Source organism: Vibrio sp. R10-SG3-ISO3 (genome assembly GCF_059834225.1).
The window spans coordinates 1-17,387 of sequence record NZ_JCBDHE010000055.1 but is presented as its reverse complement, the minus strand read 5'-3'; the positions used below and the strand labels follow the sequence as shown (position 1 = coordinate 17,387).

General features: G+C 51.1%; 15 protein-coding genes. 5 read left to right on the top strand and 10 right to left on the bottom strand.

Translation table 11 applies throughout. From position 1 onward, the window contains the following. Positions 1 to 1,081 (bottom strand): VCBS domain-containing protein (locus AC6R1A_RS16935; RefSeq protein ID WP_500646208.1); only part of this gene is annotated, 1,081 nt, incomplete at its 3' end. 415 nt (positions 1,082 to 1,496) lie between these two features. Between AC6R1A_RS16935 and AC6R1A_RS16930 the strand changes: the two genes are divergently transcribed. From AC6R1A_RS16930 to AC6R1A_RS16920, 3 genes are all read left to right on the top strand, one after another. Continuing rightward, a complete protein-coding gene (locus AC6R1A_RS16930) occupies positions 1,497 to 2,801 on the top strand; it encodes a TolC family outer membrane protein (RefSeq protein ID WP_500632391.1) in 1,305 nt (434 codons plus the stop codon). A gap of 1 nt (position 2,802) precedes the next feature. Next, a complete protein-coding gene (locus tag AC6R1A_RS16925; protein ID WP_500632390.1) occupies positions 2,803 to 3,411 on the top strand; it encodes an OmpA family protein in 609 nt (202 codons plus the stop codon). 112 nt (positions 3,412 to 3,523) lie between these two features. Beyond that, positions 3,524 to 3,877, top strand: a complete 354-nt coding sequence (locus AC6R1A_RS16920) for a DUF2750 domain-containing protein (protein WP_500629120.1) — start codon at positions 3,524 to 3,526, stop codon at positions 3,875 to 3,877. Between the two features lie 78 nt (positions 3,878 to 3,955). Here AC6R1A_RS16920 and queC read toward each other — a convergent pair whose 3' ends face one another. Together queC and queE are read right to left on the bottom strand one after the other, a co-directional pair. Continuing rightward, positions 3,956 to 4,642 (bottom strand): 7-cyano-7-deazaguanine synthase QueC, encoded by a 687-nt coding sequence (queC, locus tag AC6R1A_RS16915; RefSeq protein ID WP_500632389.1) that lies wholly within the window; start codon positions 4,640 to 4,642, stop codon positions 3,956 to 3,958. A gap of 11 nt (positions 4,643 to 4,653) precedes the next feature. Next, positions 4,654 to 5,322: a 7-carboxy-7-deazaguanine synthase QueE gene (gene queE / locus AC6R1A_RS16910; protein ID WP_500632388.1), complete on the bottom strand. Its 669-nt coding sequence runs from the start codon at positions 5,320 to 5,322 to the stop codon at positions 4,654 to 4,656. Positions 5,323 to 5,473: 151 nt separating this feature from the next. Here queE and AC6R1A_RS16905 point away from each other — a divergent pair, with 151 nt between their 5' ends. Beyond that, positions 5,474 to 6,289: a Cof-type HAD-IIB family hydrolase gene (locus AC6R1A_RS16905; protein WP_500632387.1), complete on the top strand. Its 816-nt coding sequence runs from the start codon at positions 5,474 to 5,476 to the stop codon at positions 6,287 to 6,289. 70 nt (positions 6,290 to 6,359) lie between these two features. On the opposite strand, the gene AC6R1A_RS16900 is transcribed toward AC6R1A_RS16905, so the two are convergent. From AC6R1A_RS16900 to AC6R1A_RS16870, 7 genes are all read right to left on the bottom strand, one after another. Beyond that, a complete protein-coding gene (locus tag AC6R1A_RS16900; protein ID WP_500627114.1) occupies positions 6,360 to 6,833 on the bottom strand; it encodes a GNAT family N-acetyltransferase in 474 nt (157 codons plus the stop codon). 129 nt (positions 6,834 to 6,962) lie between these two features. Continuing rightward, positions 6,963 to 8,840, bottom strand: a complete 1,878-nt coding sequence (locus tag AC6R1A_RS16895) for a propionyl-CoA synthetase (RefSeq protein ID WP_500632386.1) — start codon at positions 8,838 to 8,840, stop codon at positions 6,963 to 6,965. 40 nt (positions 8,841 to 8,880) lie between these two features. After that, positions 8,881 to 10,065, bottom strand: coding sequence for a 2-methylaconitate cis-trans isomerase PrpF (gene prpF, locus AC6R1A_RS16890; protein WP_500632385.1), 1,185 nt, complete (start codon positions 10,063 to 10,065; stop codon positions 8,881 to 8,883). A gap of 10 nt (positions 10,066 to 10,075) precedes the next feature. Next, a complete protein-coding gene (gene acnD, locus AC6R1A_RS16885; RefSeq protein WP_500632384.1) occupies positions 10,076 to 12,667 on the bottom strand; it encodes a Fe/S-dependent 2-methylisocitrate dehydratase AcnD in 2,592 nt (863 codons plus the stop codon). A 23-nt stretch (positions 12,668 to 12,690) separates the two neighbouring features. Continuing rightward, positions 12,691 to 13,839, bottom strand: coding sequence for a bifunctional 2-methylcitrate synthase/citrate synthase (gene prpC / locus AC6R1A_RS16880; protein ID WP_500632383.1), 1,149 nt, complete (start codon positions 13,837 to 13,839; stop codon positions 12,691 to 12,693). Positions 13,840 to 14,044: 205 nt separating this feature from the next. Continuing rightward, complete coding sequence (prpB, locus tag AC6R1A_RS16875) at positions 14,045 to 14,938, bottom strand: methylisocitrate lyase (protein ID WP_334550470.1); 894 nt, start codon at positions 14,936 to 14,938, stop codon at positions 14,045 to 14,047. Positions 14,939 to 14,949: 11 nt separating this feature from the next. Beyond that, positions 14,950 to 15,657 carry a GntR family transcriptional regulator gene (locus tag AC6R1A_RS16870; RefSeq protein WP_500629923.1) on the bottom strand — a complete coding sequence of 236 codons (708 nt, stop codon included), beginning with the start codon at positions 15,655 to 15,657 and terminating at the stop codon, positions 14,950 to 14,952. Between the two features lie 423 nt (positions 15,658 to 16,080). Between AC6R1A_RS16870 and AC6R1A_RS16865 the strand changes: the two genes are divergently transcribed. After that, positions 16,081 to 17,052 carry a tripartite tricarboxylate transporter substrate binding protein gene (locus AC6R1A_RS16865; RefSeq protein ID WP_334550472.1) on the top strand — a complete coding sequence of 324 codons (972 nt, stop codon included), beginning with the start codon at positions 16,081 to 16,083 and terminating at the stop codon, positions 17,050 to 17,052. Positions 17,053 to 17,387: the final 335 nt, after the last annotated feature.

The window sequence follows — 17,387 nt, the reverse complement described above, 5'->3', positions numbered from 1 at the left end:
CGGACGGAGTGATAACTGCTTTGTCATTAGTTCCTTTGACAATAACCGTTACAGTACCCGTGCCCGTACCGTCCACTGAAGTAACGTCAAACGTTAGTGGAACCTCTTCATCATCAGATAGAGCTTGAACAGCGGCACTCTCATTATTGATGGTAAAACTCCAGCTTCCATCAGACTCGACATTGAACGTCCCGTATTCATTAGAAACCTCGAACGGCTGTACAAACGCTTCTCCAGCGTCGACGTCTGATATATCCAAGTTTCCAGTTGCAATGGATTGAACGTCTACATCCTCAATTACTAAGCCACTATCGTCACTCACCGTAGCGGGATCATTCACAGGCGTCACATCGATATTGACGACAAGCGTGTCTATACCGCCATTGCCATCATCAACAATAACAGTGAAGCTATCTGGGCCGTTGTAGTTTTCATTAGGCGTGTATGTCCAAGTGCCATCTGGGTTGACGACAGCTGTACCATTCGTAGGCGCAGTAGATTGAGAATAAGTTAGGGTATCTTGAGTATTCTGATCGGTAGCGGTAAGCGTGCCACTAATCGGTGTATCTTCGTCAGTAACAACCGTCGTACTTTCACCCAACGGGTCGTTATTAATGTCAACAAAAATAGGGGAGAATTGAGGGTTTAATAAAGCGAGACTCTGAGTAGTCGATAATCCAAGTGACTCCATGCCTGAAGTATCAAAGTTCGTACTCGCTAAGGCCTCTACCCCATCACGCTCAATCGTTCCCGTTGGGGTTAGCGATGAGCCGGAGGTTCCACCGGCGGCGGTGGCGAATTCATCGCCTAATTGGGTTGGGTCTACGCCTTCTTCTAATGCAGCGAAAATGGCATCGATCTCGCCGGTGATGTCCGTGAGGTCACCACTGTCTTGAACCAGGTTTACGCTGACTTCTGGATTCGGTGCGGATTCAACGAGGCTAGCATCGCCGGAAATGACGACTTCGCCAGGAAGGAGTTGTTCTCCTTCGTTGACGACTCTTACATTGCCATTTTTATCAATAACAATGATTTGACCACCGGCTAGGTTACCGATCAATGCATGCGTGACAAAACTCATAACGCGCCTCTAATCCTTTCTGATGATCTCTGCTTTATTGTGATGATGGTAAGCAAAGACTTATTAATCACAGCTATAAATTAACACTACGGGTTAATTCAACAAACCGATTTCTAACCCTGTCACTTTGCAACATTTTAGATACAAGCGGCAGGTCACAACTTTTATAAGTATGAACCAAGATCTCATTTTTATCGCACTTAAACTGAAACGTCGTATCGATAAATTAACAAAATTGACTAGGTCCAGGCTCCGAATTCTGTTGCAACTTTAAAGGTTATATAAATGTTAGCCTACGTTAGTCACAATCACCGTAAAGTGCTAGCTCATTGATGCCATAAATGGTTTAATCTCATTTATGAGACGTGGGTATTCGCTATCATGCCCGCTCGTTGTATCTCATGGAGAATGAAAGTTGAATTGGAACACGTTGAAAGTGGTGGGCTGCTTGGTAGCTCTTAGCTGTCCAGCTCAAAGTCAAACACTCGAACAAGCGGTCGCTTATACCTTAACGACCAATCCTGACATCAAAGCATCGTTTAACGAATTCATGAGCAAAGTCTATGACGCCGAAGCCGCGTCTGGGGCCTATTTGCCGTCAATCGATCTCGATGCAGGCATTGGCTACGAAGCCGTTGATCTCGCAACTGGGGTTGAAAATGACCTCAACCGCAAAGAAGCAACTCTGTCTCTTACCCAGTTATTGTGGGATGGTTCATCAACCATGAACGATATGGACCGCACGGCGGCAGACGCAGAGTCAGTGCGTTTGCAATTGTTAGCGGAAGCGCAAGACATGGCACTTGAAGTTGCGGACATCTATTTAGACGCGGTCAAGGCGTTCGAAGTTCTGCAACTTTCCGAGAGCAACCTCGCCATTCATAAAGAGATCTACCGTGATATTAAAAGGCGCGTCGAGTCCGGTATCGGTTCGACAGCCGATTTGACCCAAGTTGAAGCTCGTATAGCGAAAGCACACGGAAACTTGCTGGCCGCTCAGAACAATTTATTCGATACCCACACTCAATTTCAGCGCGTGGTTGGCCAATCACCTCAAGGTTTGATTTTTCCTCGTGCCGATCAGATGGCTATTCCTTACACGTTAGACGAAGCGCTCAACAAAGCTTACGAGACTCATCCCGTCATCAAAGTCGCGCAAGCGGATGTCGATTCAGCACGCTTTCAATATGAGCAGACTAAAGGCGTCAACTTCCCTACGCTGTCCATTGAAGCCAATCAGACGTGGCGCGACGACGCTGGCGGCTACGAAGGGTCAGCGGAGGAGTTCTCCGCCATGCTGCGTATGCGTTATAACCTATACAATGGCGGATCGGATGCTGATCGCACTGAAAGCGCAGCGTATCAGTTAAATAAAGCCAAAGATTTCCGAGACCGCACATTCCGCTCGGTTGAGGAGAGTTTACGTCTCTCATGGAGCGCGCTGGACCTTACCTTACAGCAGAAGGAGTTTCTGGCTGATCATGTTGACTCCGCCTCACAGACGGTTATTGCGTACAACAAACAATACCGACTGGGCAAACGTACACTCCTCGACTTGCTCAATACGGAGAATGAGCTGTTTGAAGCCCGCAAAGACTATCTCGATGCTAAATACGATGAGCAGTACGCCAAATATCGAGTGATGAACGCCACTGGCAACTTGCTATCCGCCCTTAGAGTCAACACCCCAGAGCCTTGGAACCAAGCTGTAGAATACTAGTATGAAAGTCTCAATTTTTGCCCTTATCCTATCGTGCGCCACACTTTCAACGTCGGTATTATCTGATGATGAATTTGACTATATTCAAACCCCAAAACCCATCCAAATCGCCGATCTCGAAGACGATGACAACGACGGCGTGGTCAATGCGCGCGATCTCTGCCCGGGTACGCCCGAAAAAGCGGACATCGATAATGATGGCTGTGGCACCTTCGTCAAAACCTCGCAGGCGTTAAGTTTGCATATTTTGTTCGATAACAACTCTACTGAAATCGCGACACCGTTTTACCCACAAATTGAATCGATGGCTACGTTTCTTGACCAATACCCTGAAACCTCGATTGAGTTGCAGGGATTTGCCAGTAAAACGGGCAACTCTGCACACAATCTCGCGCTGTCGAAGCAACGTGCAGAAGAGGTACGCCAGGCGCTTGTTGGCTATGGGGTAACACCGAGCCGAATTCGCGTTGTGGGTTTTGGTGACAACGTCTCTGACACGGGTGAAGACGAAGTCTCACATGCCAAGAACAGAAAAGTCGTTGCCAGTGTGGTTGGGCATAAAGGTCACGTCAAAGAAGAGTGGACGATCTTTACCACGATTCCGAAATAACGCCTTGTGCGTCAGTTTTGCTGCAACTTGATGGCAGAAACGTCGCACAGGAGTTTCGCTTCTTGGTCCAGAGTGCTACCCTACAGCCGAACTACTTTAAGAGAGCTTTACAATGAGCAAATTAACATCAGATATCCAAGCTAACTTGGAACTATTCGTCGCAGAAACGCAACAGAGCAAACTGGTTTGGGGCATGCGTAACGAAGAAGGTTGGCTATCTTGCGACTCTTCAGAATTTGAGAACAGCGAAGTGATGCCGTTTTGGTCCTCAAAAGAGGATGCTCAAGCGCATAACGTTGAAGAGTGGGCAGACTTTGAAGTCCTAGAGATCCCTCTGGATATCTTTGTTGAAGATTGGCTATTGACGCTCGCAGAAGACGGCGTGCTCATCGGCACCAACTGGAACGCACAATTGGAAGGCAAGGAAGTTGAGCCTTCTGATCTCGCTAAGCTTTACCTCGCGTAAGCGCTTTGCCATCAGGTGTTCCTGTAAACACATTAACGCCCTGCACTTGCAGGGCGTTTTGTATTTCACAAAAATTGGTTAGCGCTGCTTCTCTGCAAGCTCTGCCATAACCACCTCTTTGTTGTCGAGATAGGCGTCAAGGCCCGCTCTACGCAAATCACACGAAGGACAGGCACCGCAGCCATCCCCGATGATACCGTTGTAACACGTCAGAGTTTTCTCTTTGATAAGAGAGAGTGCTTGATATTGATCTGCCAGTGCCCACGTTTGCGCTTTATTGAGCCACATCAGTGGTGTCACAATCTCCAGTGGTCGGTCCATCCCTTTCACCAAGGCGCTGTTCATTGCTTTAACAAACTCATCTCGGCAATCTGGATAACCTGAAAAGTCGGTTTCACAGACACCAGTGATGAGCGCCTCTGCACCAATCTGATAGGCGTAGATGCCCGCAAGAGTGAGAAACAAGATATTGCGCCCAGGCACAAAAGAGTTCGGCAAACCGTTCTCTTGCAGTTCATGAGAAACAGGAATGTCATCGCGCGTTAGTGAGCTAATCGCCAACTCATTGAGAAGCCCCACATCCAGGACTTTATGCGCTGCGACACCAAGCTCTTTCGCTAGGCTTTGTGCCACCTCAATTTCAAGTTTGTGGCGCTGGCCATAATCAAAGGTTATCGCGTGCACTTCATCGTACTCTTGCAGTGCTTGAACCAAACAGGTAGTGGAGTCTTGTCCACCACTAAATACGACGACCGCTTTCTTCATCTTCAATTCCTTTAAGCAATACTCAAATACTTGTGCGTCTGAATAGATAACCGCCAGTTGCGCGAGATGCAAGTATCAATACAGAGTTGTGTCGCACGCGGCTTTTGACTGATCGGTTGCAATGCAATGGTGGTGCAACTCGGCACCTTCGCACGGCTTAGCAAAGCATCCAGCTGATCGATGTCTTTTTGTGTACCAACCGGATGCTTAATTTCGTTGGCGCGAAGTAGCGCGCTATCCAGCACCGGAAGTTTACCTTTCATGGCGATTTTTGGTGACACTGTCACCCATGTTGATTCTGTCGCAAGCACCTCATAAGTGCCGCTGGTCTCAATTTGGCACTGACAACCGATCGCTTCAAACGCTTGGGTCAAAGGCGTTAAGTCATAAAGACAAGGTTCGCCCCCCGTGATCACGACATGTTTGGCTTGATAACCTTGAGCGACATATTGTTCAACGATGGCACTCGCGTCTGCGCGGCACCAAGTGGGTGAATCACCTTGCTTGACCATGATCTGTTTAAACGAGGTTTCGTCTTGTGGCGTCGCATCCCAGGTCTGTTTGGTGTCACACCACGCGCAGCCGACAGGACACTCTTGCAGGCGCACAAACACCGAAGGAACCCCTGTAAAGACCCCTTCACCCTGGATGGTTTCAAACATTTCATTCACTTTGTACAAAGTTAATCAGCCCAATTTGTCATCTAATCATTTTGCAAGGGCGAGACCTTAAAGGAGCTCGGCGTGTAGGTCAACTAAATCATAAATTGATCATTAAGCGATGAAGGATTATTCTGCGAGACTTTGTTGTTGCAAATTTAAGATGCCCGTTATGTACAAATTGATCGCACTGGATATGGATGGCACCCTGCTCACCAGTGATAAAACTATAAGCCCTCGCACCAAACAAGCCATTGCCAAGGCTCGTGAACAAGGCGTTAAGGTCGTGCTTGCCTCTGGCCGCCCAATTGATGGTATGCGTGGTGCGATTGAAGAACTTGGCCTCTATGCTGACGGCGAGTTTGTTGTCTACTTTAACGGCTCTATGGTGAAAGAGCTCGGCAGTGATACGGTCATTCACCAAGCGATCATTGATGGGGCGAGTGCAAAACGTGTTGCTGCGCTGGCAAAGCAGCTTGACCTATATTGTCACGCATTCAGCAGTGAGCTGGGCCTTATCACGCCAGAGATGAATGAGTTCACTGGTATTGAATCCACCATCAACAAAATTCCCGTCACCTTGATGGATTTTGACGAGTTGAATGACGACCATGAAATCATCAAAGCGATGATCGTGGGTGCGCCAGAGAAGCTCACCCAAGCTATCAGTGATATTCCCGCTGATTTTCACGGCGACTTCACCATAGTGCAAAGTGCCCCCTTCTTCCTGGAGTTTTTGAGCCAGCAGAGTAACAAAGGTGTCGGCGTCGGCGCGATTGCCCAGCACCTCGGTATTGAGGCAGACGCCGTGATCTGTATGGGCGATGCGGAGAATGATCACCACATGCTCGAATACGCTGGGTTAGGCGTAGCGATGGAAAACGCGATGGAAGGCACCAAAGCCATCGCCAATCACATCACCGCTAGTAATAACGACGATGGCGTTGCCTTAGTGATTGAGCAGTTTGTGCTCAACGCCGATAAGTAAGCGGTAAGCGCAATTCAATCAATGAGACCGTGCAACGGCCTCATTGCTTATTGTCATATGGCTACCACTGTTATTTCAGCGTCTTCTTCAACCAATGGATATGAGGCTCAAACCCCAATCTGTCATAGAGAGCTAAGGCGCTTTGGTTGAACTGCCACACTTCAACAAACATCTCTTCGACACCGTATTGCTCAAATCGATGCGCCATCTCATCACACAACTGTTGAGCCACACCTTGTTGGCGATAGGTGGGCAACACGTACAACTCATCTAGTGATCCCATTTGCAGCGGTTGGCTGACAGTAGAAATCAGTTCACAAAAGTGACCAGACACAAAGCCGACAATCTGTTGACTTGACGCATCCAATGCCACCAAAACCAAGCATTCAGGGTTATCGAGATAACGCGCAATACTCTTCTCTTGCTCTATCTCTTCGGCAGGTTTGAAATAGTCCGGCGACTGTTGGTGATGCTCATCATGGAGCTGAAACATCAATTCGTTGAGGGTATCGAGGTCTTGTGCGATGGCGCTGCGAATCTTCATGCTGAGGCGGTTTTACGGTAAAGCGTTAGTTTGGGTCGCAAACTGTGCGATTGCAAGCGTTGCAAAGGATTATTGACGATAACCTGCGCGCCGCCCCAATAACGAGAGAATGGCGCGCAGAATGACGGGTTAAGAGTTCAGCGCTTTCATGATTTCATCTAGGCTGGTTGGATCATCAATGGTCGATGGGACTGTATACTTTTCACCATCGGCGATTTGACGAATGGTGCGGCGCAAGATTTTACCAGAGCGCGTCTTGGGTAGGCGCTCCACGACCAGCGCGTGTTTAAAGCACGCCACCGCGCCAATCTCATCACGCACTTTGCCAATCAGTTCACCTTCGAGCTCTAGTGAATCAATCTTCACGCCATCTTTTAGCACCACAAAACCGAGTGGCAGTTGCCCTTTCAAATCATCATGAATCCCGACCACCGCGCACTCTGCAATCGCAGGATGCGCACCAACAATCTCTTCCATCTCTCCCGTGGAAAGGCGATGACCCGCCACGTTAATCACATCATCAATCCGGCCCATGATGAACAAGTAGCCCTCCTCATCAAGATACCCGCCGTCTCCTGAAACGTAGTAGCCGGGGAATTGACTCAAGTAGCCGGACTCAAATCGGTCATGATTGCGCCACACCGTCGGTAGACAGCTTGGCGGCAGAGGCCGTTTAAGGGCCACAAAGCCTTGCTGACCAGGCGCTGCGATCTCCCCTAGCTCATCCAAGATGTCGACTTGATAGCCCGGGATTGGCTTGGTTGCCGAACCGGCTTTAACGGGCATCGCTTCAATCCCAATCGGATTACCTGCAATCGCCCAGCCCGTTTCGGTTTGCCACCAGTGATCGATCACAGGCTTGCCCGTTTGTTGTTCAACCCACTCTAGTGTTGGCGGGTCAAGCCGCTCGCCGGCCATAAAAATCGTCTGCAGTTTGGACAAATCGTACTGGCGTACCAACTCCCCTTGCGGATCCTCTTTCTTGATGGCTCGAAACGCCGTCGGCGCAGAAAACAGCACATCCACTTGATACTCTTCACACACGCGCCAGAAAGCACCGGAATCGGGCGTTCTTACCGGCTTGCCCTCAAATAAAATGGTGGTGCAACCATGAATCAGCGGCGCGTAGACAATATAAGAGTGACCGACTACCCAGCCGACATCCGACGCCGCCCAGTACACACCTTCTTGCGGCACGTTGTAGATGGCGCTCATTGAATACTTCATCGCTACCGCATGGCCGCCATTGTCGCGCACCACCCCTTTGGGTTTGCCTGTCGTACCAGATGTGTACAAGATATAAAGCGGATCGGTTGCCAATACAGGCACACAGGCATGAGGCAGCGCCGCCTCAAACGCTTGGTGCCAATCGACATCTCGCTCGTGTGTGAGCGGTGCCAGGCACTGTTCACGCTGCAACACAAACACCGCTTCCGGTTTCCAGCGGCTATCCATGATCGCCTTATCGACCATCGGCTTGTATTCAATCACTTTATTGATCTCTATGCCGCAAGAAGCCGTCATGACTACCTTAGGCTCGGCATCTTCGATGCGCACCGCGAGCTCGTTAGGAGCAAACCCGCCAAACACCACCGAATGAATCGCACCCAGCCGAGCACACGCCAGCATCGCCATGGCCGCCTCTGGGATCATCGGCATGTAGATGACAACGCGATCGCCTTTGGTGACACCTTGCGCGCTGAGCATTCCTGCAATTTTAGCCACTTGATCACGCATACCTTGATAGGTGTAGCGCTTTTTGGTTCCTGTCACAGGGGAGTCATAAATCAGCGCCGTTTTTGCGCCGCGTCCCTGCTCACAATGGTAATCGAGCGCGAGCCAACAGGTGTTCATCACACCGTCAGGAAACCAGCGTTCAATCCCGTTGTCATCCTCCGCTAATATCGTGGTTGGTTTTTCAAACCAATCAATCGCTTCGGCTTGTGCTTGCCAGAACTGCTCTGGCGATTCTTTTGCCCATTGATACTGCTTTTGATACTCAGACATGCTGCTTCCTCCAGACTGTCTTTAGCTATTGGCACTCTGGTTATTGAACAGAGTGAAAGACATCGGAGGGAACACGCACAACGCCCTCCATCAAAATTCTTGCGCTGCGACCCATACTGACTTGCCGAGCGCACCATTGCCCACCTTGCTCATCGACTTTTGCGCCGACGGTTAAGGTGCCAGACGGATGACCAAAGGTGACTTGGTCACGCTCGCCGCCGCCCGCCGCTTGATTGACCAGCGTGCCCGGTACGCACGCCGCCGCAGCGATAGCCACCGCTGCGGTGCCCATCATGGCGTGGTGCAACTGTCCCATCGACATCGCCCTGACCAAAAGATCAATATCGCCCGCCTCAACCACACTTGCGCTTGACGTCTGATAAGTATTAGGCGGTGCCACAAATGCCAACTTAGGCGTGTGTTGGCGAGTCGCGGCCTCTGAGAGATCCGCTATTAGACCCATCCTAAGCGCTCCGTGAGCGCGTATGGTCTCAAGCTTATCCAGCAAATCAGGAACGCCGTTAATCGCCGGCTGAAGTTCGCTGCCGGTTAAGCCCAATTCGTGCGCATTGAGAAACACGGTTGGAATCCCCGCACTGATAAAGGTCGCCGTGAGTGCCCCCACTCCGGGCACATCAAACACTTCCGCGACTTGCCCTGTTGGAAATAGCGAACTGTCACTGCCCGAGGGGTCGACAAAATCGACGCGGATTTCTGCGGCAGGAAACGTGACCCCATCGAGCATAAAACTGCCCATTTCTTGCACTTGTCCTTCGACGATCGGCACATGCACTACAATGGTTTTTTCTATATTGGCTTGCCAAACCCGCACCTTGGCAAGGCCATTGTGGGGAAGGCGCTCAGCAGGCAGATACCCCGCGTGAATAGCGAAAGGGCCGACCGCAGCAGAGAGGTTGCCGCAGTTTCCGCTCCAGTCGACAAACGCTTGCCCTATCGCCACCTGACCAAACAAATAGTCCACGTCGTGATCGTCACGCGTGCTCGGGCTCACTATCACGGTTTTGGAGGTGCTGGATGTCGCTCCGCCCATGCCATCAATCTGTTTCCCATAAGGATCAGGGCTGCCAATCACGCGCATTAATAGCGCATCACGCGCAGGACCGGGGGTTTGTGCCTGAGTAGGCAAATCTTCCAACCTGAAAAAGACCCCTTTACTGGTTCCACCACGCATGTACGTCGCGGGAACGCGAATCACATCGTTCATTGCCAGCCTCCTACTGCGCTAAAAAGTCTTGAGCAAAGCGCTGCAAAACACCGCCCGCTTGATAAACAGAAACTTCATCGGCGGTATCTAGACGGCACGTCACCGCGACATCAAGCGTTTCACCGTTGGCACGGGTAATGATCAGCGCCAAGTCGGCACCAGGCGCAATGTCACCCACTACGTCGTAGGTCTCTGAGCCATCTATCTCAAGCGTATGGCGCGTGACGCCCGTTTTAAATTCCAGCGGTAATACGCCCATCCCAACAAGATTGGTGCGATGGATACGCTCAAAACCTTCCGCAACAATGGCTTCAACCCCGGCTAATCGAACGCCTTTTGCCGCCCAATCTCGAGAAGAGCCTTGGCCGTAGTCGGCCCCTGCAACAATGAGCAGCGGCTGTTTGCGCGCCATGTAGGTTTCGATCGCTTCCCACATTCGCACCACTTTGCCTTCGGGTTCAATGCGTGCCAGTGAGCCTTGCACCACATCGCCGCCCTGTTTCACCATCTCGTTGAACAATTTGGGGTTCGCGAATGTGGCCCGTTGCGCCGTCAGGTGGTCGCCGCGGTGCGTGGCGTAGGAGTTAAAATCCTCTTCTGGTACGCCCATACTGGCTAAATACTCGCCTGCAGCGCTACTGGCCAAAATCGCATTGGAGGGCGATAAGTGATCGGTGGTAATGTTGTCACCCAATACCGCCAGAGGACGCATCCCTTTCAAGGTGCGCTCACCTGCCAACGCCCCTTCCCAATAGGGTGGACGGCGAATATAAGTACTCATCGGGCGCCAATCATAGAGTGGGTTGGATGCCTGTTGCTCCTCATCCAATTTGAACATTTGAATGTAAACCTGCTTAAACTGATCAGGTTTCACGTGCTGAGCCACCGCTTGATCGATCTCTTCATCACTTGGCCAGAGATCTTTCAGATAGATAGGTTCACCGTTGGTATTGTGGCCGAGCACATCGCGCTCAATATCAAAGCGGATTGAACCCGCCAGCGCGTAGGCAACCACCAGCGGAGGAGACGCAAGAAACGCTTGTTTGGCATACGGGTGGATACGACCGTCAAAGTTGCGATTGCCTGACAGCACCGCGGTCGCATACAGATCGCGTTCGATGATCTCTTGCTCAATAGTGGGATCGAGCGCGCCGCTCATTCCGTTACAGGTGGTACACGCGTAAGCGACGATGCCAAAGCCAAGCTGCTCCAGCTCTGACAATAGCCCCGCTTCTTGCAAGTAGAGCTTGGCGACTTTCGAGCCGGGCGCAAATGAGGACTTAACCCAAGGCTTGCGCACCAGACCTAGCTGATTGGCTTTTTTCGCCAATAACCCTGCCGCTACGACGTTTCTCGGATTGCTAGTGTTGGTACAAGAGGTGATCGCGGCAATAATCACGGCGCCATCGGGCAGCCTTTGCTCGCCGGTATCTGTACCGCGGGATTGCGCGATACCGCGATTGGCCAGCTCACTCGTCGGTAAGCGGCGATGGGGATTAGACGGGCCTGCGAGGTTTCGTGTGACACTCGAGAGATCAAACTCCAACACACGCTCATACTGCGCCTCGCTAAGCGCATCCGCCCAAAGTCCGGTTTGTTTCGCGTAGGCTTCCACTAAAGCCACTTGCTTGTCATCGCGGCCGGTCAGTTTTAGATACTGAATGGTCTGCTCATCGATGTAGAACATCCCTGCCGTCGCCCCGTATTCCGGCGTCATGTTGGAAATGGTGGCGCGATCACCAATCGTCAAATCGCGCGCCCCTTCACCAAAGAACTCCAAATAGGCCGAGACCACACGCTGCTCGCGTAAAAACTCGGTGATCGCCAGTACGATATCTGTCGCGGTGATGCCACTTTGGCGTTTTCCGCTTAGCTTGACACCAATAATGTTGGGCAAACGCATCATCGACGGCCGTCCTAGCATGACGGTTTCTGCCTCAAGGCCGCCGACACCAATGGCAATCACGCCAAGCGCATCAACGTGCGGCGTGTGGCTGTCGGTCCCGACACAAGTATCCGGATAGGCAATGCCTTGCTTGACTTGAACCACTGGCGACATTTTTTCCAAATTGATCTGGTGCATAATGCCGTTGCCTGCAGGGATCACGCTGACGTTTTCAAACGCGGTTTTACACCAATCAATGAAGTGGAAGCGATCTTCATTGCGCCGCTCTTCGATGGCGCGGTTTTTCTCAAACGCCTGTGGATCAAAGCCCGCGTGTTCCACCGCTAATGAGTGGTCGACAATCAGCTGCGTTTCGACCACTGGGTTCACTTTCGCAGGATCGCCACCTTGCAGAGCAATGGCATCACGCAGCCCTGCCAAATCCACCAAGGCGGTTTGTCCAAGAATATCGTGACACACGACGCGCGCCGGATACCAAGGAAAGTCCAAGTCACGCTTGCGCTCAATCAATTGCAGCAGCGCTGCATCAAGACTCTCTGGCTCACAGCGGCGCACCAACTGCTCCGCCAGAACCCGTGACGTGTAAGGCAGCCCATCGTAAGCACCGGGCGACAGTGCATTCACCGCCGCGCGAGCATCGAAATAATCGACATCGAATCCGGGCAGTGACTTTCTGTATTTTGAATCGCTATTCATGTTTACATCCACTCTCTTAGGCGTTAACGCTGCTCAATCGGAACCCACTGCTGATGCTCGGGGCCTGTGTAGTCGGCGCTTGGGCGAATAATCCGATTGTTGGCGCGCTGCTCAAACACGTGTGCTGCCCAACCTGTGAGGCGGCTCATCACAAAAATGGGAGTAAACAGTTTGGTGGGAATATCCATAAAGTGATACGCCGATGCGTGGAAGAAATCTGCGTTACAGAACAGCCCTTTTTCTCGCTTCATGACCGCTTCAACCCGTTCGGAAACCGCATAGAGATGGGTATCCCCCACCGCTTGAGAGAGCGCTTTTGACCAGCGCTTGATCAACGCATTACGCGGGTCGCTTTCACGATAAATGGCGTGGCCAAATCCCATGATTTTGTCTTTGTTCGCCAACATGGTGAGGATGTTGGCTTCCGCTTCATCGGGCGTCATCCAGCCTTCAATCATCTCCATTGCGGCTTCGTTAGCGCCGCCGTGCAGGGGGCCTCGTAAAGTACCGATCGCCGCTGTGATGCATGAGTGGATATCAGATAAGGTCGAAGCGCACACTCGGGCCGCAAAGGTAGAGGCATTAAACTCATGCTCTGCATACAAAATGAGCGAGCAGTGCATCACCTGCTTATGAAGTTCACTCGGCGCTTTATCAGTGAGCAGTTTGAGGAAGTAGCCCCCAATGCAGGCTTCGCTTTGGTCTTGGGTATCAATTCTCACGCCATCATGGCTAAAGCGATACCAATAGCAGATAATGGCGGGAAAGAGCGCCAGCATTCGCTCGGTCGCATCGAGCTGCTGATCAAAACTCATCTCTTGCTCAAGATTTCCCAACATTGAGCAACCGGTGCGCATCACATCCATCGGATGGGCGCTGGCAGGAATCAGCTCTAACGCCGCCTTAAGCTCATTCGAAAGGCCGCGTAGGCCAATCAGACGCGTCTTGTAATTGTCTAGCTCTTGTTGATTGGGTAAATGGCCTCTTAGCAGCAAAAACGCCACCTCTTCAAATTGGGCGTTATTGGCCAAATCGGTGATGTCGTAGCCACGGTAGGTTAGCCCTGTTCCTGTTTTACCAACGGTGCACAGTGCGGTGCTGCCGGCACTCTGACCACGCAATCCTGCGCCGCCAATCGGTTTTTTGCTCAGATCATTCTCAGTGTGAGACATGGTAGAACTCCTTTTCTTGCGAGCTTTGCCCAATCCCCCTCGCCCTTAAGCGCCTTTTGCTTCAGGCTCTGACGGCAAGAGGTTTGGATCTCTTTAACCCGCTGATTTCACGTTATTGTTTGCATTACTATTGTTATTCGTTACTCAAAAACTACTGTTATTCGTCACTCAAGAACTACTGTTATTCGTCACTCAAGATCTGTTGTTATTGGTCACTAAACAGTCTGTCGAGCTTGTCCTCGTAATCGTGATAATTGAGGTGTGCATAGAGCTCTTTGCGAGTCTGCATCTCGCCAAGTAGCGCTTCTTGATTGCCTACTTCAAGCAGATGGCGATAGACCATTTCCGCCGCTTTGTTCATCGCGCGAAACGCGCTCAGTGGATAGAGCACCATGTCGACATTCGATTGGCCGAGCTCTTCACAGCTGTAGAGCGGCGTTTGACCAAATTCGGTGATATTCGCCAGAATCGGCACTTTTTTCCCCGTGGCGCTTTCAAGCGCAGCGGAAAACTGTCGGTACTGCGCCAACTCTGTCATCGCTTCGGGGAAGATCATGTCTGCACCCGCTTCCACACACGCAATCGCCCGCTCAATCGCACGGTCAATGCCTTCGACGGCCAACGCATCGGTGCGTGCCATGATGACAAATTGATCGTCATTGCGCGCATCCACCGCCGCTTTGACTCGGTCGACCATCTCTTCTTGGCTAACGATCGCCTTGTTGGGTCTATGGCCACAGCGTTTTTGCGCCACTTGATCTTCCATGTGCACCGCTGCCGCGCCGGCCTTCTCCATCGCTTTGATGGTGCGGCCAATATTAAATGCGCCGCCAAATCCGGTATCGATATCCACCAACAGCGGCAGGTCGCACGCATTAGTGATGCGGTCAACATCCACCAGCACATCATTCAATGTCGTGATGCCAAGGTCTGGTAATCCATACGAGGCGTTGGCAATGCCCCCACCAGAGAGATATATGGCTTGATGACCTAAGTTCTTCGCCATCATGGCGCAATAAGGGTTGATGGTTCCGACAATCTGGAGCGGATGATTTTGCTGTAGGGCGAGCCGAAACTTGGCTCCGGGCGTGAGACTCATAGTCACTTCCTCTAGTCCGTGAGTATTTGTTGTTCAATCAAAAGGCGACTGCCTGAGATGTGGCGACGCATCAGCATTTCCGCTAACTCTTCGTCACGGTTGGCAATCGCTTGGAGGATATGTCGATGCTCCGCCAGCGCTTCTTTTGGTCGCGATTGCGCGCGCGGAGACTGGTAGCGATACATGCGCAATAAGTGGTACAGCTCATTGCACAGCAAATTGATAAGGTGTCGATTGCGACTCGCTTTAATAATGCGGTAGTGGAAATCAAAATCGCCGTGTTGGTGGAAGTAGGACGCGCCTTCCACTTCTTCAATATGATGAGAGTGAGCATTCAGCAGTTGCTCAAGGCCGGCAATATCTTGTGGTGTCATGTGGCGCGCAGCTAATCTGGCCGCCATTCCTTCGAGCGCCTCGCGTACTGCGTACAATTCAATCAGTTTTTCCGGTGAAAAGGTGATCACGCGCGCGCCGACGTGCGGGATACGCTCTATCAATCCCAACCCTTCAAGACGCATAATCGCCTCACGCAAAGGCCCGCGGCTAACGTTAAATCGTTTCGCCAGTTCTGGCTCCGATATTTTGCTGCCCGGGGCAATCGCACCACTGACAATATCCTCGACAAGGCTCTCGGTGAGTGTCAGGGATTTGGTATTTTCAGTAGCTGGCTTCGTTTTGCTTGGGCCGTTGGCGAGTTCAAACTCTCTAGCGATGTTCATCGGTCTCTCGATCATTTCTGGGTGACTCCCTCCACAGAGTGTTGGAGGTCTTCGTTGATGTTTTCACCATAACGCTCAAATTGTCGACAATCAATCATATTGTCGACAATTTAGACTAAGGTATAAGTAAAAGCCCATTTTTACTGCCACAAAATCACTCAGTGTCGACAATGTTGAATAGTAAACACCCCCATCGACATCCGTGAACTTTATGAACTTAATTCGCTTTATGCCCAATATTATTTTTATACGCGCAACGCAGACAGACTTGTAACATCTCATTAACCTTAAGGCATCCAACAAGCAGGTACTGGTATCGCCCAGCAAGACAAGGCTCGATAACAGCGCTCGCTTTGGTGAGATAACCCATAACCATAACGAGACTTCCAAAGAGAAGTTCTGCCTACATAAGGAACGTGAATCATGTTTAAGGTACTCAAACCCACTCTTGCAGCGTCGATCATCGCTGCGTCTTTCTCATTCAGTGCATGGGCGGCGGATGTGGAAAAAATCCACTTTCTGATCCCTGGTGGCGCCGGTGGCGGCTGGGATATGACGGCGCGTGGCACTGGTGACGTGTTGGTCAAATCTGAGATTGTCGACAACGTCTCGTTCCAAAACCTCTCTGGTGGCGGCGGCGGTAAAGCCATTGCGCATTTGATTGAAACCGCTGAGCGTCAAGAAGACACTCTCATGGTCAATTCCACCCCTATCGTGGTGCGCTCTCTGACCGGTATTTTCCCGCAATCATTTCGTGATCTCACGCCCGTCGCGGCGACCATTGCCGATTACGGTGCCATCGTGACCTCGGTCGATTCAGGCTACAACACTTGGGAAGATGTGGTTAAAGAGTTTGAGTCTAACCCACGTAAAGTCAAAATCGCTGGCGGCTCTGCACGCGGCAGCATGGACCACTTGGTGGTCGCAGCCGCCTTTAAAGGTGAAGGGTTTGACGCAAAAACCGTTCGCTACATCGCTTATGATGCAGGCGGCAAAGCCATGGCCGCGCTGCTTTCTGGTGAAACACAGCTCTTATCTACCGGCCTTGGCGAAGTGCTGGAGATGTCGAAATCTGGCCAAGTTAAAATCCTCGCGGTGACAGCGCCTAAACGTTTAGACGCAGCACCGGATATTCCGACGCTCACTGAATATGGCAACGAAACAGTCTTTGCCAACTGGCGTGGCTTCTTCGCAGCCCCTGGCGCAAGCCAAGCGAAGATTGATGAATGGAATGCCGCCCTCAGCAAAATGTATCAAACCGATGAGTGGAAAGTCGTGCGTGACCGTAACGGTTGGATCGACAACTACAAAGCGGACAAAGAGTTCTACGCTTTCCTTGAAGACCAAGAGAAACAGATGGGCGATTTGATGCGTGAGCTTGGCTTCCTCAAGTAATACGCCGCCATGTTTGGGTCGGTAGCGGGTCTACCACCCTTGTTTTCGCCGTACTTGAGAACCTTAGACAATCTCCGCTGTTTGTGTTGAACAGTTGGCCTTTCACTCCAAATTCCACTTAGAGAGAAAGGCCATTGTTAGTGAATATGTTGCTCATTAACCCTCTAGTACGGCTTTTTTCTACTTTATCCAACGCACATCGTATCCAGCCTCTACTCAGTATGGCTCGATTGATGCAGCGTTTCGATAACTCAAATGGAGTTGGCTATGTCGGACTTACCAACGAACTCTTTCAACCAAGGCAGCATCTTTAGCAAAGAGAACCTGCTGTGCCG